The organism is Mesorhizobium sp. WSM4935 (assembly GCF_029625735.1).
GTDB lineage: Bacteria > Pseudomonadota > Alphaproteobacteria > Rhizobiales > Rhizobiaceae > Mesorhizobium.
The window spans coordinates 422402-446716 of the sequence record NZ_JARTVR010000002.1 but is presented as its reverse complement, the minus strand read 5'-3'; the positions used below and the strand labels follow the sequence as shown (position 1 = coordinate 446716).

The 24315-nt window shown below is 64.1% G+C and carries 28 protein-coding genes and 1 other RNA gene; 18 read left to right on the top strand and 11 right to left on the bottom strand.

Annotated elements, in window-relative coordinates:
- Positions 1-127: 127 nt before the first annotated feature.
- Positions 128-1933, top strand: coding sequence for a chloride channel protein (locus P9273_RS06445; RefSeq protein ID WP_278048140.1), 1806 nt, complete (start codon positions 128-130; stop codon positions 1931-1933).
- Here the strand turns inward: P9273_RS06445 and P9273_RS06440 are convergent.
- The 4 genes from P9273_RS06440 to P9273_RS06425 form a co-directional block, all read right to left on the bottom strand.
- Positions 1930-2157 (bottom strand): ribbon-helix-helix domain-containing protein, encoded by a 228-nt coding sequence (locus tag P9273_RS06440; RefSeq protein WP_278048139.1) that lies wholly within the window; start codon positions 2155-2157, stop codon positions 1930-1932. The two genes, P9273_RS06445 and P9273_RS06440, sit on opposite strands and share 4 nt — an antisense overlap.
- Before the next feature lie 8 nt (positions 2158-2165).
- Positions 2166-2363: a DUF4169 family protein gene (locus P9273_RS06435; RefSeq protein WP_278048138.1), complete on the bottom strand. Its 198-nt coding sequence runs from the start codon at positions 2361-2363 to the stop codon at positions 2166-2168.
- A gap of 9 nt (positions 2364-2372) precedes the next feature.
- Entirely contained in the window at positions 2373-2903 is a 531-nt protein-coding gene (locus tag P9273_RS06430; protein WP_278048137.1) for an SspB family protein, read from the bottom strand.
- A 116-nt stretch (positions 2904-3019) separates the two neighbouring features.
- Positions 3020-3703 carry a TetR/AcrR family transcriptional regulator gene (locus P9273_RS06425; protein WP_278048136.1) on the bottom strand — a complete coding sequence of 228 codons (684 nt, stop codon included), beginning with the start codon at positions 3701-3703 and terminating at the stop codon, positions 3020-3022.
- 209 nt (positions 3704-3912) lie between these two features.
- Between P9273_RS06425 and P9273_RS06420 the strand changes: the two genes are divergently transcribed.
- Entirely contained in the window at positions 3913-5118 is a 1206-nt protein-coding gene (locus tag P9273_RS06420) for a multidrug effflux MFS transporter (protein ID WP_278048135.1), read from the top strand.
- A gap of 44 nt (positions 5119-5162) precedes the next feature.
- Here the strand turns inward: P9273_RS06420 and P9273_RS06415 are convergent, their stop codons facing one another.
- Together P9273_RS06415 and ssrA are read right to left on the bottom strand one after the other, a co-directional pair.
- Positions 5163-5714, bottom strand: a complete 552-nt coding sequence (locus P9273_RS06415; RefSeq protein WP_278048134.1) for an AAA family ATPase — start codon at positions 5712-5714, stop codon at positions 5163-5165.
- Positions 5715-5817: 103 nt separating this feature from the next.
- Positions 5818-6178, bottom strand: a transfer-messenger RNA (tmRNA) gene (gene ssrA, locus P9273_RS06410).
- A 168-nt stretch (positions 6179-6346) separates the two neighbouring features.
- Here ssrA and P9273_RS06405 point away from each other — a divergent pair.
- Both P9273_RS06405 and P9273_RS06400 read left to right on the top strand, forming a co-directional pair.
- Complete coding sequence (locus tag P9273_RS06405) at positions 6347-6658, top strand: DUF2853 family protein (protein WP_278048133.1); 312 nt, start codon at positions 6347-6349, stop codon at positions 6656-6658.
- A 143-nt stretch (positions 6659-6801) separates the two neighbouring features.
- Positions 6802-7596, top strand: coding sequence for a thymidylate synthase (locus P9273_RS06400; RefSeq protein ID WP_278048132.1), 795 nt, complete (start codon positions 6802-6804; stop codon positions 7594-7596).
- Between the two features lie 3 nt (positions 7597-7599).
- Here the strand turns inward: P9273_RS06400 and P9273_RS06395 are convergent, their stop codons facing one another.
- Positions 7600-7809 (bottom strand): TOBE domain-containing protein, encoded by a 210-nt coding sequence (locus tag P9273_RS06395; protein WP_040995706.1) that lies wholly within the window; start codon positions 7807-7809, stop codon positions 7600-7602.
- Between the two features lie 160 nt (positions 7810-7969).
- On the opposite strand from P9273_RS06395, the gene modA reads away from it, so the two are divergent.
- The 4 genes from modA (at position 7970) to P9273_RS06375 (ending at position 11026) form a co-directional block, all read left to right on the top strand.
- Positions 7970-8764 carry a molybdate ABC transporter substrate-binding protein gene (modA, locus tag P9273_RS06390; protein WP_278048131.1) on the top strand — a complete coding sequence of 265 codons (795 nt, stop codon included), beginning with the start codon at positions 7970-7972 and terminating at the stop codon, positions 8762-8764.
- Between the two features lie 22 nt (positions 8765-8786).
- Complete coding sequence (gene modB, locus P9273_RS06385; protein ID WP_278048130.1) at positions 8787-9491, top strand: molybdate ABC transporter permease subunit; 705 nt, start codon at positions 8787-8789, stop codon at positions 9489-9491.
- The gene (gene modC, locus P9273_RS06380) at positions 9488-10600 is read left to right on the top strand and encodes a molybdenum ABC transporter ATP-binding protein (protein WP_278048129.1); all 1113 of its coding nucleotides are present in this window, start codon (positions 9488-9490) and stop codon (positions 10598-10600) included. Before modB ends, modC begins: the two co-directional genes overlap by 4 nt.
- An 84-nt stretch (positions 10601-10684) precedes the next feature.
- Entirely contained in the window at positions 10685-11026 is a 342-nt protein-coding gene (locus P9273_RS06375) for a winged helix-turn-helix domain-containing protein (RefSeq protein WP_040982165.1), read from the top strand.
- Between the two features lie 167 nt (positions 11027-11193).
- Here the strand turns inward: P9273_RS06375 and cobF are convergent, their stop codons facing one another.
- A complete protein-coding gene (gene cobF, locus P9273_RS06370; RefSeq protein ID WP_278048128.1) occupies positions 11194-11958 on the bottom strand; it encodes a precorrin-6A synthase (deacetylating) in 765 nt (254 codons plus the stop codon).
- 119 nt (positions 11959-12077) lie between these two features.
- Here cobF and P9273_RS06365 point away from each other — a divergent pair, with 119 nt between their 5' ends.
- The 6 genes from P9273_RS06365 to P9273_RS06340 all read left to right on the top strand — a co-directional run bounded on the left by P9273_RS06365 (position 12078) and on the right by P9273_RS06340 (position 17883).
- On the top strand, positions 12078-13094 hold the full coding sequence (locus tag P9273_RS06365) for a DUF4424 domain-containing protein (protein WP_278048127.1): 1017 nt from the start codon (positions 12078-12080) through the stop codon (positions 13092-13094).
- Entirely contained in the window at positions 13094-13612 is a 519-nt protein-coding gene (locus tag P9273_RS06360; RefSeq protein WP_278048126.1) for a dihydrofolate reductase, read from the top strand. The genes P9273_RS06365 and P9273_RS06360 overlap by 1 nt, the downstream gene beginning before the upstream one ends.
- 247 nt (positions 13613-13859) lie before the next feature.
- Positions 13860-14972, top strand: a complete 1113-nt coding sequence (gene hflK / locus P9273_RS06355; protein ID WP_278048125.1) for an FtsH protease activity modulator HflK — start codon at positions 13860-13862, stop codon at positions 14970-14972.
- The gene (hflC, locus tag P9273_RS06350) at positions 14972-15943 is read left to right on the top strand and encodes a protease modulator HflC (protein ID WP_278048124.1); all 972 of its coding nucleotides are present in this window, start codon (positions 14972-14974) and stop codon (positions 15941-15943) included. Before hflK ends, hflC begins: the two co-directional genes overlap by 1 nt.
- Before the next feature lie 6 nt (positions 15944-15949).
- Positions 15950-16135, top strand: a complete 186-nt coding sequence (locus P9273_RS06345; RefSeq protein ID WP_278048123.1) for a DUF2065 domain-containing protein — start codon at positions 15950-15952, stop codon at positions 16133-16135.
- 230 nt (positions 16136-16365) lie between these two features.
- Positions 16366-17883 carry a DegQ family serine endoprotease gene (locus P9273_RS06340; RefSeq protein WP_040999018.1) on the top strand — a complete coding sequence of 506 codons (1518 nt, stop codon included), beginning with the start codon at positions 16366-16368 and terminating at the stop codon, positions 17881-17883.
- Positions 17884-17928: 45 nt separating this feature from the next.
- Here P9273_RS06340 and P9273_RS06335 read toward each other — a convergent pair whose 3' ends face one another.
- A complete protein-coding gene (locus tag P9273_RS06335) occupies positions 17929-18501 on the bottom strand; it encodes a GNAT family N-acetyltransferase (protein ID WP_278048122.1) in 573 nt (190 codons plus the stop codon).
- A gap of 8 nt (positions 18502-18509) precedes the next feature.
- Entirely contained in the window at positions 18510-19397 is an 888-nt protein-coding gene (gene serB, locus P9273_RS06330; RefSeq protein ID WP_278048121.1) for a phosphoserine phosphatase SerB, read from the bottom strand.
- Between serB and miaA the strand changes: the two genes are divergently transcribed.
- Positions 19387-20331: a tRNA (adenosine(37)-N6)-dimethylallyltransferase MiaA gene (gene miaA, locus P9273_RS06325; RefSeq protein WP_278048387.1), complete on the top strand. Its 945-nt coding sequence runs from the start codon at positions 19387-19389 to the stop codon at positions 20329-20331. The two genes, serB and miaA, sit on opposite strands and share 11 nt — an antisense overlap.
- Before the next feature lie 126 nt (positions 20332-20457).
- Positions 20458-21249, top strand: coding sequence for a GGDEF domain-containing protein (locus tag P9273_RS06320; RefSeq protein WP_278048120.1), 792 nt, complete (start codon positions 20458-20460; stop codon positions 21247-21249).
- Between the two features lie 167 nt (positions 21250-21416).
- Here the strand turns inward: P9273_RS06320 and P9273_RS06315 are convergent, their stop codons facing one another.
- Positions 21417-23252 carry an ATP-binding protein gene (locus tag P9273_RS06315; RefSeq protein WP_278048119.1) on the bottom strand — a complete coding sequence of 612 codons (1836 nt, stop codon included), beginning with the start codon at positions 23250-23252 and terminating at the stop codon, positions 21417-21419.
- Positions 23253-23405: 153 nt separating this feature from the next.
- On the opposite strand from P9273_RS06315, the gene P9273_RS06310 reads away from it, so the two are divergent.
- Both P9273_RS06310 and P9273_RS06305 read left to right on the top strand, forming a co-directional pair.
- Positions 23406-23972, top strand: coding sequence for a helix-turn-helix domain-containing protein (locus tag P9273_RS06310; protein WP_278048118.1), 567 nt, complete (start codon positions 23406-23408; stop codon positions 23970-23972).
- A 5-nt stretch (positions 23973-23977) separates the two neighbouring features.
- Complete coding sequence (locus P9273_RS06305; RefSeq protein ID WP_278048117.1) at positions 23978-24286, top strand: hypothetical protein; 309 nt, start codon at positions 23978-23980, stop codon at positions 24284-24286.
- Positions 24287-24315: the final 29 nt, after the last annotated feature.

Below are 24315 nucleotides of genomic sequence, written 5' to 3'. Positions count from 1 at the left end.
TCGCGATCCCTCTCCAAAATGACGCGGAGCAGGTCACGAAAACGGCTTGAAGATTTATATCGTATTACGATATGAGGCCACCTGAAACGGACGGCCTTCGCGCCGCCAGAAAGTTCGGGCTCCCAACATGAAATCCGCTCATGCCGGCAACGGCCATCTTCGCGACTTCACGACCGATCCGCGCGTGCTCCTCATCGCAGCCATCGCCGTGGTGGTGGCGACCGCCGGGCTCTTCGCCGGCATCGTGCTCCTCCAGCTTATCAGGCTTGCCACCAACATCGCTTATTTCGGGCAGTTCTCCCTGGCCGAACTCAAGCTCGAGGACTCGCCCCTTGGGCTCGCCGCCGTGATCGTGCCTGTGATCGGCGCGCTGATCATCGGCCTGATGGCGCGCTTCGGCAGCGAAAAGATCCGCGGCCATGGCATTCCCGAGGCCATCGAGGCGATCCTGCTCGGGCGCTCGCGGCTCGACGCCAAGGTCGCGGTGCTGAAGCCGCTGTCGTCGGCGATCTCGATCGGCTCGGGCGGACCGTTCGGCGCAGAAGGCCCGATCATCATGACCGGGGGCGCCATCGGCTCACTGATCGCGCAGATGCTGCCGGTCAGCGACAATGAGCGCAAGACGCTGCTGGTGGCGGGTGCCGCGGCCGGCATGACGACGGTGTTCGGCACGCCGATCGCGGCCATCATGCTCGCCGTCGAATTGCTTTTGTTCGAATGGACGCCGCGCAGCTTCATCCCGGTCGCCGTCGCCGCGATCGTCGCGGAAGTCGAGCGCACCCTGCTGCACCTGCCGGGCCCGATCTTTCCGTTCTCCGGCACCATGGAGGCGTCGATCGCCGGGCTGGGCGGTTGGGTGCTGGTCGGCATTGCCGCCGGGCTGCTTTCAGGACTGCTGACGCAACTGGTCTATGCCTGCGAGGACGCTTTCCTGAAGCTGCCGATCCACTGGATGTGGTGGCCGATGATCGGCGGCCTGGTGGTCGGCATCGGCGGCTTGATCGAGCCGCACGCGCTTGGTGTCGGTTACGACAACATCGCCAACATGCTCGACGGCCGCACGGTCGCCGCCGCGGCGCTGCTGCTTCTGGTGGTGAAAGCCGTCATCTGGTCGGTCGCGCTGGGTTCGGGAACCTCGGGCGGCGTGCTGGCGCCGCTGCTCATCATGGGCGGCGCTATGGGCGCGGTGCTCTCGGGCATGCTGCCCGAGGCGAGCCCCGGCTTCTGGCCGCTGCTGGCGATGGCGGCGACCATGGGCGGCACCATGCGCGCGCCGCTCACCGCGACCTTCTTCGCCACCGAGCTCACCGGCAACACGCATGTGCTGGTGCCGCTGATCGCGGCCTGCGCTACCGCGCATGCCGTCACCGTGCTGTTGATGAAGCGCTCGATCCTGACCGAGAAAGTGGCGCGGCGCGGGCATCACCTGGTGCGCGAATACCGCGTCGATCCTTTCGCCCTGACCAGGGTCAAGGAGGTGATGACGACCAAGGTCGAGAGCGTGCCGGCGACGATGACGCTGCATGGCGCGGCGACCTTCCTGACCGCGCCGGACACTCGGCATCCGAGCTTCCCGGTGATCGATGAAGCGGGACATGTGCTCGGCGTCATCGATCCGCCGGCGATCCTGCGCTGGCGCCGTAACGGCAAGCACCGCAAGGCGACCCTCGGCGAACTGCTCGCCGGCAGCAAGATCACACTCGCTTATCCGGACGAGTATCTGGAGGCGCTTTCCGACAAGCTGCTCAACGCCAATATCTCGCACCTGCCGGTCGTCTCACGCGAGGATGAACGGCTCATCGGCTATATCGGCTGGAAAGACATGATGCAGGTAAGGTCGAAAAAGCAGGCGGAGGAGCGCGACCGCACCGCCTTGCTCAGCTTCGGCGTAAAGCGCAAGGCGCCCCAAGGCGTCAGCGACAGCGCGATTTAGGTCGCGCTACCGCCGCGTTTCGCCCAGGCCAGCACATAGAGCCTCAGCGCGGACGAAAGGTTCGCGTCCCGCGTACGCGTCTCGTCGATCTCGGCGACCAGGGCCGCGAGCGACAGCGAACGCTGCTCGGCGATGGCGATGAGGTCGTCATAGAAGGGCTGCTCCAGGGAAAAGCTGGTGCGGTGACCGCGGATCGTTACCGAACGTTTTTCGACCGCGGCCATTGCAGGATTCAGCGCTTGCCGGGGTCGTCGGGTTTTTCCCGGCGATGGCCGGCCACGAATTTCTCGGCCTTCTGCGACGTCAGCCGGTCACGCTCGCGCTCCGTCTTCGAGCGGCCGTGCAGTGCCCGGTTCTCGCCCGCCTGGCGTTCCTTCTCGATGCGCGCCTTCTGCTTGCGGGCCTGGCGGAGATTGACGACCTCGCCCATGACGCCGCGCTACTTCTTGCGGAAGGCGTCGAGCGAGACGACGTCGGCGCCCTTGCCGCCGGTCTCGGCGGCCGCCGGCTTCTTCTCGGCCTCGGCGGCCTTCTTCTTCGTTTCCGGCTTCTTCTCCGGAACGACGGTAACCGGCTCGGGCGCCGGAGCGGCAGCCTCGTCTTCGGCGTTCTCCGTCTTGACGTCGAATTCGAGTTCGAAATTGACCGACGGATCGTAGAAGCCGCGCACGGCGGAGAAGGGGATTTCGAGCTTTTCGGGAACGTCGGAGAAGGAAAGCCCGACCTCGAAGCCGGCATCCGTCACCTTCAGATCCCAATACTGGAACTGGATGACGATGGTCATCTGCTCCGGATAGCGCTCGCGCAGCCTCGACGAGATGCGCACGCCTGGCGCGCCGGTCAGGAAGGTGATGAAGAAATGATGATTGCCCGGAAGGCCAGTGCGCGCGACCTCGGCCAGGACCTTGCGCATGACGCCGCGCAGAGCCTCCTGGGCCAGAATGTCGTAGCGGATGTGGTCGTCGGCCATGTGATGGTCGGGTTCCGTTGAATCGTCCGCATAGCTGTAATCAAGCTTGAGCGCGGCGTAAACCGCATATAGGCGCAAAGGCGTGAGGCCAAGAGGGGTGCCGGCGATTTGATCGTTCAGGCGTGAACGAGCGCCGCCTGTTTGCCGGCTGGCGACTTCTTCCTGGCGAAGGCGCTGAGAAAGGTCCGCACGCCGTTGGTGGCGGAGCGCAGCACTTCTTCCTCGGTCGGCATCCCACCCAGCATGAAAGTGATCTGAAGTTCGGCGTTGACGAGGGCGAGGAACTGACGCGCCGCGACGTCGGGGTCGCCGATCGCGAGATGCCCGGCGAAGGCAAGCCGGGCGAAGCGCGCGGCAAGCGCCGACCAGGTGCGGCCCGGGCCCTGTTCGCGCCATTCGGCAAACAGTTCCGGATAACGCTCGCCTTCGGCCTGGATCAGCTTGCGCAAGAAACGGCCGTCGCGGTTGCAGATGCAATTGCGGTTCATGCGCACGGCAAAGGCGATCAGGTCGGCTTCCAGGTCCGTGGGCTGGTCGGGGAAGCTGGCGATGGTGGCGAAGATGCCGGCGTTGCAGCGCTCCGTCAGGTCGCGCACGACGGCCACGAAGAGCTTTTCCTTGTCGCCGTGATGATTATAGACGGTCTGGCGCGAGACGCCGGCCTCGGCCGCGATCAGGTCGATATTGGCGCCGGCATAGCCTTCGCGGCAGAAGACGGAAGCGGCGGCATCCACCACCGACACGCGTTTGGCCTCGTGGCTGCGTGGCGGGAAGGTGTCAGGAGAAACGCCGTGCTTCATGAAAATCTATATAGCGGTGATTGACGAATTGGACAAGCCTGTCTAAATTTGTGGACACAACAAAGGGGAATCCCATTGGAGAGACGAATATCATTCGCCCTGACAGGCGAATGAGTTCGCTCTGGAATGTAGGATTTCCGCGGGATGGAACGTCCTGGGTTCAGACGCCGGTATTCGCGGCGGCAACCAGATCCGAAAAGAGCCTTATCATGAGTCCCAAATTCCTCCGCATCGCGGTCGTGCTCGGCTTGTTGTCCGCGATCGGGCCGTTCGCGATTGATATGTATCTTCCCGCGCTGCCTTCGATCGGCCAGGACCTGCATGCCGGCACCGCCGCCGTGCAGATGAGCCTGTTGATCTTCTTCCTGTCGATGGGTTTCGGTCAGATCGTCGTCGGGCCGATCTCCGACATGGTCGGCCGCAAGGCGCCGCTTTATGCCGGCCTCGCGCTGTTCATGGTCGGCGGCGTCGGCTCGGCGATGGCACCTAACATCGAGTGGCTGATCGCTTTCCGCTTCCTGCAAGGCCTCGGCGCCAGCGCCGGCATGGCGGTGCCGCGTGCCATCGTGCGCGACCTGCACACCGGCAATGAGGCCGCCAAGCTGATGTCGCTTCTGATGCTGGTGTTCTCGGTTTCGCCGATCCTGGCGCCGCTGACCGGCAGCCAGATCATCGAAAGTTTCGGCTGGCGCGCCGTGTTCTGGACCGTCACGGGCGCCGCGGCGCTTGCAACGATCCTGCTTGCCACCTCGCTCAAGGAGACGCGACCGGTCGAAGAGCGCGCCGGCTCGTCGTTCGGCACGGCGCTTGCCGGCTACCGCTACCTGATGGGCGACCGCAACTTCCTCGGCCTGGTGGCGATCGCCGGCTTCGGCATTGCGAGCTTCTTCGTCTACCTGTCGAGTTCGTCCTTCATCCTGATCGACCATTACGGCCTGTCGCCGTCGGTCTATAGCGTGTTCTTCTCGATCAACGCGGTCGCCTTCATCGGCATGTCGCAACTGACCGGGATGCTCGCCGACCGCTTCGGGTTGAAGCGCGTCGTTTGGGTGGCGGTCACCGGCTATGCCACGGTTATGGTCGCGCTGTTCGCGATCATGGCCTCGGGCGTCGACCGGCTCGACGTGTTGGCCGCGCTGCTCTTCGTCGGCTACGGCTTCCTCGGCCTTGTCATCCCGACCACCTCGGTGTTGGCGATGGAAGAGCATGGCGAGATCGCCGGCACGGCCTCGGCGTTGATGGGCACGCTGCATTTCGCCATCGGCGCGCTGGCGATGGGCGTCGCCGGCATCTTCTTCGACGGCACGCCGCTGCCGATGGTGGCGGGCATCACGCTCTGCGCCGTGATCTCGTTCACGCTGGCCAAGCTCACGCTCGGCCGCTCACGCGAAGCGGTGGAAGCGCCGGCGGAGTAGGGCGCCTCGAAACAACCCCCAAAGGCCGGCTTGTCCGGCCTTTTTTATTGCAGGCCTGTTTGATCGATAACGAAGCGCACCCGCTCTTCGAGCGAAGCAAGGGGCAAGGTGGCCAATTCGTAGCCGAGCTCCGCATAGGCGCCGGTGACGAAACGGAACGTGCGCTCGGCCTCCTCGAGCGTCTGCTTGCGCTCCTCGTCCTGGGTGAAGATCTCCGGCCATGGCGGCGCGACGAAGACACGGGGCGCGTAGCGGAATTTTTGCGCCGCGCTTGTGACGTGATCGGGCACCGGCAGGCCGCAGAGCCTGAGATAGCCGACCGTGTCGGGCACGCCGCGATCAAAGAAGACCGGGCCGGGTTCGGCATGCGCGGCGTGCCAGGAGCGCAGCTCCCACGCCAGCATCAGCTCGGCAAAAAGCGCGCGGTCCTGCCAGGGAAGGGCGGGGCCGCCGATCGCCATCTGGTCGCGGATGATGCCGCGCCCGGCCTCGGGGACCGTCGCAAAGCCTTGGGTCCGCAGCGCCTCGATCAGCGTGGTCTTGCCCGAGCCTGGGCCGCCGGTCAGCACGAAGAATCGGTCGGAATCGTTTTGCATCGCTTCTCCATGGGTGGTGAGCGGCAAGGCTGTGCGCCGCGCATCGAGCGCCGGACCAGGCTTGGCCGTTCGGTCGATTGGGAAGAAGCAAAAGGAGGGGGAAGGTGGAGGTTTCTGTTGCCAGGTACCTCCGAACCCCGCCTAGAAGTGCGAACCGCTAGGACTTGATTTGAAGCGTTCGCGCCGCATTAAGCAGCGAGACGAGCTTCCGCATAGTTGTCGTTGGCAACTATAAGTTTAGCCCGATGACGGTGGTACAATGCCGGGCGAAAGTACGATCTTTACACCTTCGTCGATCCTATTTCGCCCCCAGCAAAAGCCGCTCCGTCAGCCAGAGCGGTTTTTGGTGGAGGCGCCGGGTACCGCCCCCGGGTCCGAACGGCTTATTTCATCGCCTGTTTATCGCCATAGTCGGTCAAGCCGACGAAGCGAATATAGGGAGCGATGAGGGAAAAATAAAGGCCAAACCGGCGCTTATCCGGTTATGCCAAACTGTGCAGCCAAGGGTTGACTTGCGCGCCTGCTCAATCAAATCTCGCTCCCGGTGAGGAGTCTCTGACCTAGCGCACAGGTTGCGCGGCGCGCCACAACCCTCACCGATCGGATCGGTGGCGCCGACGAGGGGAAGTTTGATGGCCGACTATCTTGCGGATGTGAAGAAATACGATGCCGGCGCCAGCGCCGAGGCGGTCGATAAGATCGTCAAGCATCTGGGTATTGCGCTGAGGAACCGCGATTCCTCGCTGGTGTCCTGCACCGACCCGAAGGAACTCGACCGCGTGCGGGAGAACTGGATCGGCAAGAAGCTCGGCGTTGCCGATGCCGCAAAGGCCAACGCCTCGATCGAGAAAACCTGCAAGGCGATGCATGCCGACAACACCAAGAGCCGCGTGACCTTCTACTATCTGGTCGCGAAGGACCTCGGCAAACTCGGCTCTCTGTAAGCCACAGGCACCCGGCGGCCGGCACGAAACCGTGCCGGCACCCTGGATTTTTGGGTGCGATCCGCATCCGGAGCCTGCTTTGCGGTGTTCGACCGGCTGTCGGTCGGGTATGATTGCCTGTCACCCGAATCGAGGCAGAGCCGATGCGCCAATATCTCGACCTGTTGAAGCATGTGCTGGAGAACGGCGTCGACCGCGGCGACCGTACGGGCACCGGCACGCGCTCGGTGTTCGGCTATCAGATGCGCTTCGACCTTTCGCGCGGCTTTCCCGTCACGACCACCAAGAAGCTGCATCTGAAGTCGATCATCCACGAGCTTCTGTGGTTCCTGGCCGGCGACACCAACATCAAATATCTCAACGACAACGGTGTCACCATCTGGGACGAATGGGCCGACGAGAACGGCGATCTCGGCCCGGTCTATGGCAAGCAGTGGCGCTCATGGCCGGATGGGCATGGCGGCGAGATCGACCAGATCGCGAATCTTTTGAAGGAGATACGCCGGAATCCCAACTCGCGCCGGCTGATCGTGTCGGCCTGGAATCCGGCCGAAGTCGAGGCGATGGCGCTGCCGCCCTGTCACTGCCTGTTCCAGTTCTATGTTTCAGAGGGCCGGCTCTCTTGCCAGCTTTACCAGCGCTCGGGCGATATCTTCCTCGGCGTGCCGTTCAACATCGCTTCCTATGCCCTGCTCACCATGATGGTGGCGCAGGTGACAGGGCTGGAGCCCGGCGACTTCGTCCATACGCTGGGCGACGCGCATCTTTATTCGAACCATTTCGAGCAGGCGCGCGAGCAGATGCAGCGCACGCCCAAGGCTCTGCCGACGATGTGGATCAACTCGGAGGTGAAGGACCTCTTCGCCTTCCGCTTCGAGGACTTCCGCCTTGAGAACTATTTTGCGGATGCAAACATCAAGGCGCCGATCGCCGTTTAACTCTCAGTCGATGCCAACCATGACGTCCGAGGCCTTGATCACCGCATAGGCCTGCTTGCCTTTTTCGAGCGCAAGATCGGCGACCGCCTCGTTGGTGATCGAGGAGGTGACGATGACGCCGCCGCCGATGTCGATCCGGACATGCGAGGTGGTGGCTCCCTTGACGATCTCCGTGACCTTACCCTTCAGGATATTGCGGGCGCTGATCTTCATACGTCTCTCCTTCGAGCTTCACCGTCCCGTTTCGCATTCAGCGTAGGCCGCACCGGCGCACAATGCCACGACAGGCGAAAAACCTTTCCTTGTTATGTTCATCCGGATATATCGATCGGAGGCTTTTGGCCGAACGGATTTGAAACCAGGGAGAGACTTCATGACGGGCAAGGGTTTCAGGCTGAAGGCGGCCGCTGTGGGCGGCCTGACGGCAATGCTGATGGCGGCGGCACCGGCGGCCCATGCCGACGACAAGGTGGTCGTCTTTGCCGCGGCGAGCCTTAAGGACGCGCTCGACGCCGTCAACAAGGCCTGCGAGCCGGAAGTCGGTGAAGCCGCCACTATCTCCTACGCGGCAAGCTCGGCGCTGGCCAAGCAGATTGAAGGCGGCGCACCGGCCGACGTGTTCGTATCGGCCGATCTCGACTGGATGAAATATCTTTCCGACAAGAAGCTGACCAAGCCTGACACCGAGGTGAAGCTGCTCGGCAACCAGATCGTGCTGGTGGCGCCGAAGGACTCCACGGTCGAGGCCAAGGTGGAGAAGGGCTTCGACCTTGCCAAGCTGATCGGCGACGGCAAGCTTGCCATGGGCGATTTCAAGGCCGTGCCGGCCGGCAAATACGGCAAGGCGGCGCTGGAATCGCTGGGCGTCTGGTCGTCGGTCGAGGGCAAGGTCGCGCAGGCCGAGAATGTGCGTGCAGCGTTGAAGCTGGTGTCGACGGGCGAGGCGGCGCTGGGCATCGTCTACGCTACTGACGCGCATGCCGAAAAGGGCGTCAAGGTGGTAGGCACCTTCCCGGAAGATTCGCACCCGCCGATCATCTATCCGATTGCCCAGACCGCCGATTCGAAGGACAAGGGTACGGCTGCCTTCCTGAAATGCGTCGAGTCGGCCAAGGCCGCCGAGCTCTTCAGGGAGCAGGGTTTCACGGTGCTCGCGCCGAGCAACTGAGAAAGACCGCGCAAACGCAACTATGAACTGGCTGCTGGACCTCACTCCCGACGAATGGAATGCGGTCCGCCTGTCGATCAAGGTGGCGTCGGTGGCGATGATCGCCAGCCTGCCGCCGGGCATCCTGCTTGCGCTCCTGCTCGCGCGGGGGCGTTTCTGGGGCAAGACTCTGCTCAACGGGCTGGTGCATCTGCCGCTGATCCTGCCGCCGGTGGTGACCGGCTATCTGCTTCTGCTCACCTTCGGCCGGCGCGGCCCGGCCGGCGCCTTCCTGGCCGAGCATTTCGGCATCATCTTTTCCTTCCGCTGGACGGGCGCGGCACTGGCCTGCGGCGTCATGGGTTTTCCGCTGATGGTGCGGGCGATCAGGCTCTCGATCGAGGCCGTCGACCGCAAGATGGAGGCCGCCGCCGGAACGCTCGGCGCCAATCCGCTTTGGGTGTTCGCCACCATCACGCTGCCGCTGATCCTGCCCGGCCTGATCGCCGGCGCGATCCTTTCCTTCGCCAAGGCGATGGGCGAATTCGGCGCCACCATCACCTTCGTCTCCAACATCCCCAACGAAACGCAGACGCTGCCTTCGGCGATCTATACGTTCACACAGGTCCCCGGCGGCGACGAGGGCGCGCTCCGGCTGACGCTGATTTCGATCGCCATCTCGATGGTCGCCCTCATCGCCTCGGAAGTGCTGGCGCGGCGCGTCGGCCGGCGGATGGACATCGAATGACGCTCTCCGTCGATATCGACCATCAGCTGGGCGATTTCGCCCTGGAAGCGCGTTTCGAGAGCGCCGGCCGGCTGACGGCACTGTTCGGGCCGTCAGGCTCCGGCAAGTCGACGCTGATCAACCTGATCGCAGGCCTGATCCGCCCGGACAAGGGCCGCATCGGCGTCGACGGGCGGGTGCTGGTCGACACCGACGCGCGGATCTTCGTGCCGATGCACAAGCGCCGGATCGGTATGGTGTTCCAGGATGCGCGGCTGTTCCCGCATATGAGCGTCGCCGGCAATCTGCGCTACGGCCGCTGGTTCACGCCGTCCTCCGAGCGCTACGCCAAGATGGACGCGGTGGTCGACCTGCTCGGCATCGGCCATCTGCTCGACCGGCGGCCGGCGAAACTGTCGGGCGGTGAAAAGCAGCGCGTCGCCATCGGCCGCGCGCTGCTTGCCAGCCCGAAACTGCTTCTGATGGACGAGCCGCTCGCCTCGCTCGACGAGGCGCGCAAGGCCGAGATCCTGCCTTATATCGAACGCCTGCGCGACGAGACGAAGATCCCGATCGCCTATGTCAGCCATTCCGTCGCCGAGGTGGCGCGGCTGGCAAGCGACGTCGTGGTGCTTTCCCAAGGCAAGCTGGCGGCCGCGGGGCCGACCGAGGCCATCATGCAGCGGCTGGATCTTTTGCCGGCGGAGGAGCGCGGCGAGGGCGGAGCGGTGCTCGACACCAAAGTCCTGCGCCATGACGAGGCTTTCGGTATGACGGTGCTTGCCTCGCAGGCCGGCGAAATCCGCGTGCCGAAACTGGCGCAGACGGCGGGCGCTCCGGTGCGCATTCGCATCCGCGCCCGCGACGTCATGATCGCCACCGAGCAGCCCGCGGGCCTCAGCGCGCTCAACATTCTGGCGGGAACGATCACAGCCGTCAGACCGGGCATCGGGCCGACGGTGGAAATCGCCGTCGACTGCAATGGCGCGATCGTGCTGGCGCGTATCACCGAACAATCCAAACACACCCTTCGTCTGGCGCTTGGCCGCCAGGTGTTCGCGGTGATCAAGACAGTGAGCTTCGACAGCGCGACGACCGGGGCAGGGCTGCCGGCTGAGGCGCATGGTTGACGAAAGAGCATATCGCTATGTTGATTTGGAATAGCGATCTGGCGGCGGAGAAGGTAATTTCGGCATGATCGCGGAGGACAGGACATGCCATCGTTGAGCCTGCGGATAAATCTCGACCCCGACGGCCGGATCGGCCCGGGCAAGATCGAATTGCTGGAACAGATCGCCGCCTTCGGCTCGATCTCGGCCGCGGCGCGCGGGATGGAGATGTCCTACAAGCATGCCTGGGACCTGGTCGAGGACATGAACCGCGTCTTCGGCAAGCCGTTGGTCGCGGCGCAGACCGGCGGCCGCAAAGGCGGCGGCGCGCAACTGACATCGGTGGGATTAGCGGTCGTCAGCCGCTTTCGCGCCATAGAGCGAGCCGCTTCATCGGCCGCCGCCGTGCATATGCAGGCTCTGCAGGCGGAGATCGATGCGGGATGAGGCAGTAGGCAGTAGGCAGTAGGCAGTAGGCAGTAGGCAGTAGGCAGTAGGCAGTAGGCAGTAGGCAGTAGGCAGTAGGTGTCATGTTCTGGAGCCGCTTGATGCGATACCGGTAAGTTCGCTGCTCCCTACCGCCTATTTATTCCCTACTGCCTACTGCCTATTGCCTATTTCTCCGGCTTTCTCAGCAGATAAGTATCCATGATCCAGCCCTTCTTGCGCCGGGCTTCTTCGCGCATTTTCTCGATCTCGGCGCCGACATCACCCAGGCGGCCGGAAATGACGATCTCGTCCGGCGTGCCGAGATAGGCGCCCCACTGGATGATGAGGTCCTTGTCGGCAAGCGTGTTGAAGGCGCATTTGCCGTCGAGCATGACGACCGTGGAGCCGGCATTCACGGGCAGTCCTTCTTCGGTCAGCCGGCGGCCGGTCGTCACCAGGATCGAATCGCCGATGCGGTTGAGCGCCGTCGCGTGGGCGGCGGCCAGCGCCTGGATCGCTGTGATGCCGGGGATGACTTCGAGCTCGAACCCGACATTGCCCCTCAGGCGAACGCGTTCGAGGATGCGCAGCGCGCTGTCATAGAGCGACGGGTCGCCCCAGATCAGGAAGGCGCCGCAGCCGTGTTCGGCGAGCTCGTCGCGGATCAGGGCTTCGTAGATCTCGGCGATCGCTTCGTGCCAGTCGTCGACCGTCACGCGATAGGAAGATGTCGGTTCGGCCCGAACCGGCACATCGAACTCGACCCGGCGCGATTTCGGGTTGGTGACGAAGCGGTCGCAGATATGCCGGCGCAAATCGGCAAGATCGTTCTTCTTCGCTCCCTTGTCGGGAATGAACAGCACGTCAGCGCGGTTCAGGCCGTCGATGGCCTGTACCGTCATGTGGTCGGGGTTGCCGGCGCCGATGCCGATGACGAGAAGCTTGCGCATGGCGATCTCCTGCCCGATCGGCGGCGCGGTGTCCAGAAGTACCCGTGACGAAGGGCTTTGAAACGCCGCACCGAGACGGTAGATGAAAAGATACCGTTATCGCCGTCGAGGAGGGGTCCATGGTACGCATCGTACTGACCGCAGCGCTGGCAGTCCTGGCCGCGCCGGCCTTCGCCAATGATTCCGTCGCCGAGCTTGGCACCGGCGGCCTGATCCTGTCGCGCAGCGACGCCGTGGCCATGCAGAGCGAGGATCTTTTCATCTCGCCGGAAAAAGTGACGGTCGACTATGTCTTCCGCAACAACACCGACAAGGATGTCAGCTCCATCGTCGCGTTCCCGATGCCCGACATCGAGGGCGATCCCAACGAGATGCCGGCGATCCCGGAGGCGCAGAGCGACAATTTCCTCGGCTTCGAGGTGACCATCGACGGGGTCGACGCGAAGCCGCAGCTCGAGCAAAGGGCGTTCGCGCTGGGCATCGACATCACCGCCGACCTCAGGGCCCAGAACGTGCCGCTCTATCCGTTCGGCGATGCCGCCAAGGCGGCGCTGGCGAAGCTGCCCAAGGATGTCGCCAAGGACTGGGAAGACCGCGGCATAATCATCGAGGATACCGCCGACGACGGCTCGGGCATGCAGACCGCCTATGTGCCGTTCTGGCAATTGCGCTCGACCTACTGGTGGCGCTCGACCTTCCCGGCCAACAAGGACGTCCATGTCTCGCACCGCTACAAGCCCAGCGTCGGCGGCACCTCCTCGGTCAGCTTCTTCTCGGACGGCCAGTTCCAGAACCCGCAATATCAAAGCTACAAGAGCCGCTATTGCATGGATGAGACGTTCGACAACGCGGTGCGCAAGGCGGCCAAGGCGAATCCGGACGGCTATCCGAAATATTACGAGAGCCGGATCGCCTACATCCTGACCACGGGGGGCAACTGGGCATCCGGCATCATCGGCAATTTCAAGCTGACCATCGACAAGGGCAGCCCCAAAAACCTCGTCTCCTTCTGCGGCGACAATGTCAAAAAGGTCGGGCCGACCACATTTGAGATCACCGCGAAGGATTTTTATCCCGAGCGAGACATCGACATCCTGCTGCTCGAGCCGTCGGACAATGGCGGGAGCGGCGGCTGATGGACATCGCGATCTATGTCGCCATTGCTGCAAACGGCGTGATCGGCCGCGAAGGCGGCCTGCCTTGGCGGCTTTCCACCGATCTCAAGCGCTTCAAGGCCGACACGATAGGCAAGCCGATCATCATGGGCCGCAAGACCTATGAAGGCATCGGCCGGCCGCTTCCCGGCCGGCTCAACATCGTAGTGACGCGCGACAAAGCCTGGCGCGCCGAAGGCATCGAGGTGGCCCACTCGCTGGATGACGCGGTCGCGCTGGCCAAGGTGCGCGGCCGCTGCATGGCGGGGGCGGAGGAGATCTGCGTGGTCGGTGGCGGCGAGATCTATGCCCAGGCCTTGCCGCTTGCCGACCGGCTGCATGTGACACATGTGCTGGCCAGCGTCGACGGCGATGCGCATTTTCCGCCGATCGACCCAAGCATCTGGCAGGTCGTCAGCGCCGAGGATTTTCCCGCCGGCGAGAAGGACAGCCACGCGACGCGCTACACCGTCTATCAACGCCGTCGCGACGGTCATTGACGACGACAAACGGTCGCTACCGGCCCAAATCGGACGGTGGCGGTGGCACATCGCGTTGAAAGCGTGCCAAGGCGTCCCTATAGAAGAACGGTGTTACAGCGCCGCGCGTCCAGCCGGACGCGCAAAAGGACGCGGTAAAACTTTGATTTGGCGCATGATTCCTTTCCGAAAACCGAATTTCGGTTTTCGGGGTCATGCGCTAGGATTGCGCCGCAAGGCTTGAGGGAACCGAAGCGAAAGGACATTCATGCCCTGGAACGACAAGAGCGGTGGCGGCGGCCCGTGGGGCGGCGGCGGCAATCAGGGGCCCTGGGGGCAGGGACCGAAAGGGCCAAGCGGCCCGCAGGGTTCGCCTCCCGATCTCGAGGACATCATCCGCCGCGGCCAGGACAGGCTGCGGCGCGCGCTTCCGGGCGGCGGCGGTGCCAGCCCGGCCGTGCTCGGGCTGATCGCGCTGGCCCTCATCGTACTATGGGCCTTCAAGGCGATCTACACCGTGCAGCCCGACGAGGTTGCCGTCGAATTGCGTTTCGGCCAGCCGAAGGCCGAGCTCTCGCAGCCAGGCCTGCATTTCCACTGGTGGCCGGTCGAAACGGTCGAGACCGCCAAGATCTCCGAACAGCTCGTCAGCATCGGCGGCGGCGCGACCAGCGGCTCCGGGCTGATGCTCTCCGGAGACCAGAACATCGTCAACGTGCAGTTTTCGGTCGCCTACCAGGTCTCCGATCCCAAAGCCTATCTGTTCGACGTCTCCGATCCCGACGGCATGCTGACCCAGGTGGCCGAGAGCGCCATGCGCGAAGTCGTCGGCCGGCGTCCGGCGCAGGACATCTTCCGCGATGATCGCCAGGGCATCGCAACGGCGGTGCGCGAGATCATCCAGGGCACGCTCGACGGCTACAAGACCGGCCTCCAGGTCAACGCGGTCTCGATCGAGGACGCAGCACCCCCGCGCGAGGTGGCGGATGCGTTCGACGAGGTGCAGCGCGCCGAGCAGGACGAAGACAAGTTCGTCGAGCAGGCCAACCAATATTCCAACCAGAAGCTCGGGCAGGCGCGCGGCGAGGCGGCGCAGATCCGCGAAGATGCGGCGGCCTACAAGAACCGGGTCGTTCAGGAGGCGGAAGGCGAGGCGCAGCGCTTCATCTCTGTCTACAATGAATACGCCAAGGCGCCCGATGTCACGCGCAAGCGCCTTTATCTGGAAACGATGGAGAGAATCCTGAAGGACTCGAACAAGGTCGTCGTGGAGCAGGGCAACGGGCAGGGTGTGCTGCCCTATCTGCCGCTGCCCGCCTTGCAGCCCAAGGCGCAACCCGCGCCGCCCACCATGGGCGCCACCACGGGAGGTAACCAGTGATGGCCAACCGTCTTCCCATCATCGCCGTCATCGCGGCCGTCCTTCTGTTTTTGCTCTATTCCTCGGTGTTCGTGGTCAATGCCGGCCAGCAGGCGATCGTGCTGAGGTTCGGCGAGATCATCGACGTCAAGAACGAGCCCGGCATCTACTTCAAGGCGCCGTTCGCCTTCTTCGACGCCGACAGCGTGCAGATGGTCGAGAAGCGGGTGATGCGTTTCGACCTCGACAACATCCGCGTCCAGGTCTCGGGCGGCAAGTTCTACGAGGTCGATGCTTTCATCGCCTATCGCATCTCGGATCCGCGCACGTTCCGCGCGGCGGTGTCCGGGCAGGTCGAACTGGCCGAGGCGCGTCTGAAGACGCGTCTCGACGCGGCGCTGCGCCGTGTCTATGGCCTGCGCGACTTCGAGGCAGCTCTTTCGGAAGAGCGCGGCAACATGATGCGCGAGGTGCGCGATCAGCTTCGTCCCGACGCGACCTCGCTCGGCCTCGACATCGAGGATGTGCGCATCCGCCGGACCGATCTGACGGCGGAGGTCTCGCAGCAGACCTATGACCGCATGAAGGCCGAGCGCCTGGCCGAGGCCGAGCGTCTGAGGGCGCGCGGCAACGAGGCGGCGCAGCGCATCAGGGCGCGAGCCGACCGCGAGGTCGTCGAGATCGTCGCCGAGGCGCAGAAGGAATCGGAAATCCTGCGCGGCGAGGGCGAGGCGCAGCGCAGCGCGACTTTCGCGGATGCCTATAAGCGCGATCCGGCCTTCTTCGATTTCTATCGCTCGATGAACGCCTACGGCACGGCGCTGGACAACACCGGAACGACGATGGTGCTCTCTCCCCAGTCCGAGTTCTTCCGCTACTTCCGCGATCCGGACAGCAAGCCCGTGCCGGCACCTGCCGCGCCACCGGCTGCATCCGCCGCGCCTGCGACGGCACCTGCCGCGCCCGCGACGCAACCCGGCGCTACCCAGTAGCGGGCGGTGCAGGATTTTCTGGCGGCAATCGGCCTGGTCCTGGTGATCGACGGGCTGGTCTATGGAGGGTTTCCGGCTTTGGCCCGGAAACTCGCCGCCGAGGTGCTGTCGATGCCGGAAAATATGCTGCGGATCGGCGGGCTGGCGGCGATCGCCATCGGCGTCTGCATCGTCTGGCTGGTCCGCGGCTAGTTGTTTGCTTTTATGCAATTCCGGAGCGAACCTATGGCGAAGGCACCGAGCCCAACCGCTAAGCACTTCCTGGAATTGCTCGAATGAAAATTCCTTGGTGCCGCAGCGATTGACGATTTATCTTTCGCCGATAGCTATAGCCGCAAACGTGCCTTATTTCTTGCCAACATGAACAGGACAGGCGCCTTTGCGGATGCGCTTTTCCTTTTCAGAACCACCTGGAGGCCACGATGATATCCGACACCCTGTTGCGCGCGGCGCGGCGCATGGTTTTCGCCGGCGCCACGGCATTCGCGGTCGGCATTGTCGCCGTGCCGTCCTTCGTCACGCCGACGATCGCCTCCGACGGACCGCCTTCGGTCGCGGATCTCGCCGAGCGCCTGCTCGGCGCGGTGGTCAACATCTCGACCTCGCAGACGGTGAAAGGCACGGAAGGACCGGGCGCGGTGCCGATGCCGCAACTGCCCGAGGGTTCGCCGTTCCAGGACTTCTTCGACGATTTCTTCAAGAACCGCGGCGGCGACAAGGGCGGCGGGCAGAAAGTGCAGTCGCTCGGCTCCGGTTTCGTCATCGACGCCGAGCAGGGCATCGTGGTGACCAACAACCACGTCATCGCCGACGCCGACGATATCGAGGTCAATTTCTCCGACGGCATCACGCTGAAGGCGACGCTTGTCGGCACTGACACCAAGACCGATGTCGCGGTGCTGAAGGTCGATCCCAAGGGCCACAAGCTGACGGCGGTGAAATTCGGCGATTCCACCAAGATGCGCGTGGGCGACTGGGTAATGGCGATCGGCAACCCGTTCGGCCTGGGCGGCACGGTGACGGTCGGCATCGTCTCGGCACGCAATCGCGACATCAATTCCGGCCCCTATGACGACTTCATCCAGACCGACGCCGCCATCAACCGCGGCAATTCCGGCGGTCCGCTGTTCAACGCCGCCGGCGAAGTCATCGGCATCAACACCGCGATCATCTCGCCGTCGGGCGGCTCGATCGGCATCGGTTTCTCCATCCCCTCGCAGCTCGCCGCGGGCGTCGTCGACCAGCTTCGCCAGTATGGCGAGACGCGGCGCGGCTGGCTTGGCGTGCGCATCCAGCCGGTGACTGACGACATCGCCGAAAGCCTCGGCATGGCGACCGCCAAGGGCGCGCTGGTGGCCGGCGTCATCAAGGGCGGGCCGGTCGACAACGGTTCGGTGCAGGCCGGCGACGTCATCATCAAGTTCGATGGCAAGGATATCCATGAAATGCGCGACCTGCCGCGCGTCGTCGCCGAAAGCCCTGTCGGCAAGGCGGTGGACGTGGTCATCGTGCGCAAGGGCGTCGAGCAGACCGTCAAGGTGACGCTCGGCCGGCTCGAGGACGGCGAGAAGCTCGCCAGCGGCGGCGAAAACGGCAACACCGACCAGGACAAGGGCGACAAGACGGCGCCTCCGGTATCGACGGCCTCGGTGCTCGGCATGACGGTCGGCGAGCTCAACGATCAGACGCGGCAGAAATTCGGTATCGCGGCCGATGTGTCCGGCGTGGTCATCACCGACGTCGCCAAGGAATCGGCGGCGGCCGAGCGCGGCATCCAACCCGGCGAGGTGATCACCGAGATCGCGCAGGAATCGGTCGGCACGCCGAAGGACGTGATGGACCGGATCGGCGCGCTGAAGGAGCAGGGCCGCAAGAACGCACTCCTGATGTTGGCCTCGAAGACCGGCGAACTGCGCTTCGTCACGATCCGGATGGATTGAGCGCGGAAACGCGCCTAACCAACTGGATTTCAATGAAAAGGGCGGCTAGCGAGCCGCCCTTTTTCGTGCCTGCCAGGCCTCTCGCGACAGCCTGTAGAGGACATGCCGCTTGAGATGCGGGTGGCCGTCGGGGACAGCGGGATGATCGAAATCGGCGCCTGCGTCGGCTTGCATGCCGAGCCGCTTCATGACGGCGATCGAACGATGATTGCCGGCGACCGCGAACGATACGATTTCGTCGACGCCCAGCGTGTCGAAGCCGTAGGCGAGCCAGGCCTCCGCCGCCTCGGTGACATAGCCCTTGCCCCAGTATTCCGGTGCCAGCCGCCAGCCGATCTCGATCGTGCCCGCCGGCAGGGAGGGCACATGATCGGTTTCGAGGAGGCCGACGAAGCCGATGCACTCGCCGGTGGCCGCGATCTCGGCGGCGGCAAAACCATAGCCGTCCTCGGCGATCCAGGAGTGGAACTCATCCATTATGGCGTCCGCCGCGGCGCGGTCGCGGCGGAACGGGAAGAACTCCATCACGCGCTCGTCGGAGTTGATGCGGTGGAAAAGCTCGCGGTCGCGCTCTTCCCAGTTGCGCAGGATCAGCCGTTCGGTGCGGATCGGCGTCATCGGAGACCTCAAAAGACGAACTCGTCCCGGCGATAGCCCTGTAGATAGAGCAGCGCGGTCAGGTCGCCGTGATCGATGCGGATGCGCGCCTGCTCCGCCACCGCCGGCTTGGCGTGGAGGGCGACGCCGGTGCCGGCAAGACGGATCATATCGAGATCGTTGGCGCCGTCCCCGACCGCGATGGCATCCTCGGTCGTCAGCCCGAGCCTCTTGGCGATGTCGAGCAGCGCTTCGGCCTTCGCGGCGCGACCGAGGATCGGCTCGGCCACCATGCCGGTGAATTTCCCGTCTTTCTCGATCAGGCGGTTGGCCCGGTTTTCCTGGAACCCCAGCTTGGCTGCGATGCGGCTGGTGAAGACGTCGAAGCCGCCCGAGACCAGCGCCGTCCAGGCGCCATGGGCGCGCATCGTCTGCACCAGGGCGCGACCGCCGGCGGCGAGCGTCAGCCGTTTGGCGATGATGCGGTCGACCACGGCGGTATCGAGGCCCCTCAGCAGGGCGACGCGCTCGCGCAGCGCGGGCTCGAAGGCGATCTCGCCATTCATCGAGCGCGCGGTGATCGCCGCCACATGATCCTTGACGCCGATCTCGTCGGCAAGCTCGTCAATGCATTCCTGGTCGATCATGGTCGAATCCATATCGGCAAGCAGGATCTTCTTGCGCCTGCCTTCGGCGGGCTGGACGACGATGTCGACCGGTTCGGACGCCAGCGCGGCCCGCAGATTGGCGGTCATTTCGCCGATATCCGGCGTCTGCGGCAAAACGAGATCGCAGGCGACGTCCTCGGCGAGCCAGTGAACGGCGCTTGCGCCGGCGGCCCGCAAGGCCATATTCGCAAGCGAGGCCGGCACGGCGCGGGCTTCTGGACGGGACACTAAAGTGGCGATCAGCGGCATCGAACATTCCGGCAGGCAGGCGGGCGAAGGCCGCATCAAGAACGCGATCCTGATAGCCGGGCCGACCGCCAGCGGCAAGTCGGCGCTGGCGCTCGATGTTGCCGAACGCAATGGCGGCGTCATCGTCAACACCGATTCGATGCAGGGCTATTCGGTGCTCGACGTCCTGACGGCGCGGCCGAGCGCCGCCGAAATGGCGCGCGTTCCGCATTTCCTTTACGGCCATGTGCATCCATCCACGGCCTATTCCACCGGCGCCTGGCTGCGCGACGTGACGAAGCTGATCGACGATGGCGTCCTGTCGGGCCGGCCGGTCGTTTTCGTCGGCGGCACCGGGCTTTATTTCCGCGCGCTGGTCGAAGGCATTTCGGACATGCCGGACATTCCGGCGGCCGTCCGCGAGCGCTGGCGCTACGAGCTCAAGGAACAAGGGGCCGAAAGGCTGCATCGCCTGCTGATGCACGAGGATTCGGCTATGGCCATGCAGCTCAGGCCGACCGACGGCCAGCGCATCGTGCGGGCGCTCGAGGTGCTCGACGCTTCGGGTCGGTCGATCCTCGAATGGCAGGCGGCGCGCGGCCGGCCGCTGATCGATCGCGACAGTGCGCGCTTTCTGGTCATCGAGCCGGATCGGCAACAGCTGGTCCGGCGCATCGAGGCGCGCTTCGATCAGATGCTCGACAAGGGCGCGCTCGACGAGGTGCGGCAGCTCATCGCGCTCGGCCTCGACCCCGACCTGCCGGCGATGAAAGCAATCGGCGTGCGCGAGCTGCAGGCGGCAATGGCCGGACAGTCGGGTTTTCCCGAAGCGATCGAACGCGCCAAGATCGCGACGCGGCAATATGCCAAGCGCCAGTCCACCTGGTTCAGGCACCAGCTGGGCGCGGAGTGGCGCAGGCTGCGGCCGGGCGATGAACCGGCTGCCCTGGACTGACCAAAAGCTTTTTCAATCAGTACCTTAAAGTCCCCGGTTCTAATTCTCGCCAAGGTTGTCCGGATTAACCGTCCGTAAGGCCCGCCATGCCATAACCTCAGTGGGCTGCAGTGCCGCGGGGAGCAGATGCGTTTCCATAAGGCGGAATCCGCATTTTTCGTGTTTATTTTTGTGATCCTGGCCGCGGGCCTGGTGACCTTCCATGCCTATGGTCAATTGCAGGAAATAGCCGCCGACCTCGATGCCGCATCGCGCGTCGATAAAATTGTCTATCTCAACAAATTGCTGTTCGTTACCGGAGCGCTTCTGGCGACGGCGCTGTTCTTCGGCACCTTCTTCATCTACCCGCTGATCCGCGGCCAGGTGCGGGAGGAGGGCAAGCTCAGGGCCATGACGGTCTCGCTCAGCGCCCGTTCGCAAACGCTCGAGCAGGCGGCGCTCACCGACGGTCTGACAGGCATGCAGAACCGCCGCTATTTCGACGATGCGCTGCGCGAATATCTGCATGAGTTTCGCCGCATCGACAGGCCGGTCGGGCTGATGATCCTCGATCTCGACCATTTCAAGCAGGTCAACGACACGCATGGCCACGATGTCGGGGACGAGGTGCTGAGGGCCGTCGCCACCTGCCTGAGAGGCATGACGCGCTATCACGATGTGGTGGCGCGGTTGGGCGGCGAGGAGTTTGCCGTCGTCACCCCAAACATGGATGTCGAGCTGCTCGCCAGGTTTGCCGAGCGCATCCGCAAGGCGATCGCCAATTTGTCGATCATGTCGGGCAATGTGCGGCTCAAGGTCACCACCAGCGTCGGTCTTGCCGTCTGGGACCACAAGGAGAGCGCGGAGGATTTTTATCGCCGCGCCGACCGCCAGCTCTATGAGGCGAAGAAGCAAGGCCGCAACCGTGTCTGCGCCTAAAATTCCGACATGAATTCATGAGGCCGGTCGACTGCCGCGCCTTTCTCGACTTCCGGTGCTCACGGACTAAATGTCCGCTTCCGCTCCGGCTTCTCGAAAGCCACGCCATTCGATCCGGCCTGATGAATTCCTGTTCGGAATTTGGCTGTGCTTACGAGGCTGGTTGTTCAATCATTGAATTGGCGCATGCCGAAGGTCGATGGCTTCAGGCCGTAGCGTGTGTCGAAGTCGTCGTCGGGCTGGACGCGGGGCGCGGCGGTGGCCGGCTTCTTGTAGTCCGGGTCGCCAGCTTGACGAGTCGAGTCCACGGTCTCGGCGAAAGCCATGGACTGCTGCGGCTTCGGCACGTTGCGAAGCCGCTCGACGATCATGGCCAGATCGACATCGCTGCCGTCCACGGAGGGCTCGATGTGCTCGCCTTTCGCGGTGCCGGGGATGAATTGCTGCGGCAACTTCTCGAATTTCAGCCGCATGGTCGTCGCCACGCCTTCGCCGAAAGCGATGGCTTCGCGCTGCCCCATCGAGGACAGGAACGCCAGCGTCGAGGCCGAGGAGTCGGCGATGGCCGAACGGATGATCGCCTGGTCCTGCTCGTTGGCAAGCCGCATGGCGAAAAAGGTCGAGCACTGCGACAGGATCGTCGGGTCGAGCTCGCCCGGGCGCTGGGTGACGACGCCCAGATAACAGCCATATTTGCGGCCCTCCTTGGCGATGCGCGACAACGCGTGCCTGGTCGGCGCGAAGCCGAGACGCGGATCGGCCGGCATGTAGCGGTGGGCTTCCTCGCAAAGCAGGAGCAGCCTCAGCCGTCCCTCGCTCCACAAGGCCAGGTCGAAGGCCAGGCGTGCCAGCACCGAGCAGACCGAATTGACGACTTCCGAAGGCATGCCGGCCATCTCGAAGCAGGTGACCGGGCGGCCGTGGCTGGGGACGCGGAAAATATTGCCGATCGTTTCGTGGATCGTGTCCTCGATCAGGCGCGAATTGAACATGAAGCGGTAGCGCGGGTCGGCGGCGGCCGATTCGATGCGCGTCTTCAGCGATTTCAGGATCGGGCGGTCGTTCTTGGCTTCAAGCATGCCCATGCGCTCGTCGATCTGCTTGATGAGATCGGCAATGCGGTAGGGCATCGGCGTGTCCGCCGTCAGCGCGTCGCTGCCGCGCCGGATATAGGTGCCGGAATTCGGGTTGCGGTAGAGGTTCTTGGCGGCCGGGATCAGGTCGCGCAGGACATCCACTTCCTCGGGCACCGTCTCGCGGCCGCGAAACAGCACTTCGGCGAACTCCTCGAGCCTGAACATCCAAAACGGCAGGTCGAGCGTCTTGGAATCGACCTTCACACAATATTCCGGCAGCGAGGCGGCAAACTCGTTGTGAGGGTCGAGGATGAGCACGCGCAGATCCGGACGCGCCTCGATCGTCTTGCGCAAGAGCAGCGAGACCGCCGTCGATTTGCCGACGCCGGTCGTGCCGACGATGGCGAAATGGCGCGCCAGCGTGTCGTCGATGGCGATGTTGGCATCGATCGACTCATCCTGCGACAGCGTGCCGATGGTCACCGAATGGCGCCCGGCCAGATCGTAGACCGCCTGCAGGTCGCGGCTGCGGATGCGATGGGCGACGGCGCCGATATGCGGATAGGTGGTGATGCCGCGATCGAACACCGGCTTGGCGCCGGGCTCGGCACCGTCGCGCACTTCGCCGACCAGCTCGACGCTGACCTCGATCAGATTCTGCCCATCATGGTTCCAGTGAAGGTCCGACTTGCCGATAGCGTAAACAAGGCCGACCGTTCTCGTCGAGCCGAGATTGATGGAGATCATCCTGCCGACAGTCCAGAGGCCGGTGACCGTGCCTTCGGCGTCCTCGGCATGCGCGCTGATGGTGGCGCGCGCGCCGTCGCATTGCACGACATTGCCCAGAATGCGCTTGTCGTTCTGTTGGATGTTGCGGCGCTCCTGCGAGATCGGTTCGCCAACGGAGGCTTCGCGTTCGACAAACATGGCTGTCCCGGTTCCATTCCCCTGGAGCGGGAACCTTATCCAATCGGGGTTAAAGTCACGTGAGGCCGGATGGTGTAGGTCGCGTTAAGCCAGCCGCGACAATTCGATCGAACGGCCTCTTCCCAATCTGCGCAATTCCTATATATTGGACGAATGGACGATATATCGAATAACATCACAGCCACGATCGGAAAGCGCATACGCTCCGAAAGGACGGTGAGGAACTGGTCGCTGGCCGAATTGGCCGAGCGCTCGGCTGTCTCGAAGGCGATGCTGAGCGCCATCGAACGCGGTACGACCAGTCCGACCGCGGCGCTCTTGGTGCGCATCGCGGCCGCCTTCGGCATGACGCTGTCGACGCTGATCGCACGGGCCGAGATGCAAGGCGGCGGCGTTTCACGAAGGGACGAGCAGCCGGTCTGGCAGGACCCGGCAACGGGCTACATCCGGCGGCATCTGTCGCCGGCATCGCACATGCCATTGGAACTGGTTAGGGTCAGCCTGCCGGCAGGCGCCACGGTAAGCCTTCCGGCCGCATCCTACGCCTTTATCAAGCAGCAGATATGGCTGATCGACGGAAGGCTGGATTTCACCGAAGGCGATGTGGTGCACAGGCTCGAGCCCGGCGACTGCCTGGCGCTCGGCGCGCCCTCGGATTGCGTCTTTCATGCTCCCGGACCGGATGCGGCGGAGTATCTCGTGGCGCTGGTCAGGGACTGACTCCGATGTCTCGCCGGCCAAAGCGCTCGCACAATGGCGGGCCGCCGCTCGACGACTATGACGGTCCGCCTTGGGGCAAGGGTGATGCCTACATTTTCCTCGCCTGGCGCGCCGCCCACGACAAGGCCTGGAAGGCACCAAGCCATGCCGTCATGCTGATGCGGCTGGAGAGGGCCGAGCGGCTCGGACTGACCTATGAGGAATATACGCTCGAGATTCTGGAGCGTGGCCGCCATCTCAGCGAGGATGACTCCGACCGTATCGCCGAAATCCGGCGGACGCGCCGGCGCAAGCGGACCAGCCATTTCGAATGACCTTATCCCCGATACTTCTGGAGAGCACC

Excerpts from the sequence above, each read along its gene's own strand:
- P9273_RS06445 (WP_278048140.1), top strand. The coding sequence starts at position 128 with ATGAAATCCGCTCATGCCGGCAACGGCCATCTTCGCGACTTCACGACC.
- P9273_RS06440 (WP_278048139.1), bottom strand. The coding sequence starts at position 2,157 with ATGGCCGCGGTCGAAAAACGTTCGGTAACGATCCGCGGTCACCGCACC.
- P9273_RS06435 (WP_278048138.1), bottom strand. The coding sequence starts at position 2,363 with ATGGGCGAGGTCGTCAATCTCCGCCAGGCCCGCAAGCAGAAGGCGCGC.
- P9273_RS06430 (WP_278048137.1), bottom strand. The coding sequence starts at position 2,903 with ATGGCCGACGACCACATCCGCTACGACATTCTGGCCCAGGAGGCTCTG.
- P9273_RS06425 (WP_278048136.1), bottom strand. The coding sequence starts at position 3,703 with ATGAAGCACGGCGTTTCTCCTGACACCTTCCCGCCACGCAGCCACGAG.
- P9273_RS06420 (WP_278048135.1), top strand. The coding sequence starts at position 3,913 with ATGAGTCCCAAATTCCTCCGCATCGCGGTCGTGCTCGGCTTGTTGTCC.
- P9273_RS06415 (WP_278048134.1), bottom strand. The coding sequence starts at position 5,714 with ATGCAAAACGATTCCGACCGATTCTTCGTGCTGACCGGCGGCCCAGGC.
- P9273_RS06405 (WP_278048133.1), top strand. The coding sequence starts at position 6,347 with ATGGCCGACTATCTTGCGGATGTGAAGAAATACGATGCCGGCGCCAGC.
- P9273_RS06400 (WP_278048132.1), top strand. The coding sequence starts at position 6,802 with ATGCGCCAATATCTCGACCTGTTGAAGCATGTGCTGGAGAACGGCGTC.
- P9273_RS06395 (WP_040995706.1), bottom strand. The coding sequence starts at position 7,809 with ATGAAGATCAGCGCCCGCAATATCCTGAAGGGTAAGGTCACGGAGATC.
- modA (WP_278048131.1), top strand. The coding sequence starts at position 7,970 with ATGACGGGCAAGGGTTTCAGGCTGAAGGCGGCCGCTGTGGGCGGCCTG.
- modB (WP_278048130.1), top strand. The coding sequence starts at position 8,787 with ATGAACTGGCTGCTGGACCTCACTCCCGACGAATGGAATGCGGTCCGC.
- modC (WP_278048129.1), top strand. The coding sequence starts at position 9,488 with ATGACGCTCTCCGTCGATATCGACCATCAGCTGGGCGATTTCGCCCTG.
- P9273_RS06375 (WP_040982165.1), top strand. The coding sequence starts at position 10,685 with ATGCCATCGTTGAGCCTGCGGATAAATCTCGACCCCGACGGCCGGATC.
- cobF (WP_278048128.1), bottom strand. The coding sequence starts at position 11,958 with ATGCGCAAGCTTCTCGTCATCGGCATCGGCGCCGGCAACCCCGACCAC.
- P9273_RS06365 (WP_278048127.1), top strand. The coding sequence starts at position 12,078 with ATGGTACGCATCGTACTGACCGCAGCGCTGGCAGTCCTGGCCGCGCCG.
- P9273_RS06360 (WP_278048126.1), top strand. The coding sequence starts at position 13,094 with ATGGACATCGCGATCTATGTCGCCATTGCTGCAAACGGCGTGATCGGC.
- hflK (WP_278048125.1), top strand. The coding sequence starts at position 13,860 with ATGCCCTGGAACGACAAGAGCGGTGGCGGCGGCCCGTGGGGCGGCGGC.
- hflC (WP_278048124.1), top strand. The coding sequence starts at position 14,972 with ATGGCCAACCGTCTTCCCATCATCGCCGTCATCGCGGCCGTCCTTCTG.
- P9273_RS06340 (WP_040999018.1), top strand. The coding sequence starts at position 16,366 with ATGATATCCGACACCCTGTTGCGCGCGGCGCGGCGCATGGTTTTCGCC.
- P9273_RS06335 (WP_278048122.1), bottom strand. The coding sequence starts at position 18,501 with ATGACGCCGATCCGCACCGAACGGCTGATCCTGCGCAACTGGGAAGAG.
- serB (WP_278048121.1), bottom strand. The coding sequence starts at position 19,397 with ATGCCGCTGATCGCCACTTTAGTGTCCCGTCCAGAAGCCCGCGCCGTG.
- P9273_RS06320 (WP_278048120.1), top strand. The coding sequence starts at position 20,458 with ATGCGTTTCCATAAGGCGGAATCCGCATTTTTCGTGTTTATTTTTGTG.
- P9273_RS06315 (WP_278048119.1), bottom strand. The coding sequence starts at position 23,252 with ATGTTTGTCGAACGCGAAGCCTCCGTTGGCGAACCGATCTCGCAGGAG.
- P9273_RS06310 (WP_278048118.1), top strand. The coding sequence starts at position 23,406 with ATGGACGATATATCGAATAACATCACAGCCACGATCGGAAAGCGCATA.
- P9273_RS06305 (WP_278048117.1), top strand. The coding sequence starts at position 23,978 with ATGTCTCGCCGGCCAAAGCGCTCGCACAATGGCGGGCCGCCGCTCGAC.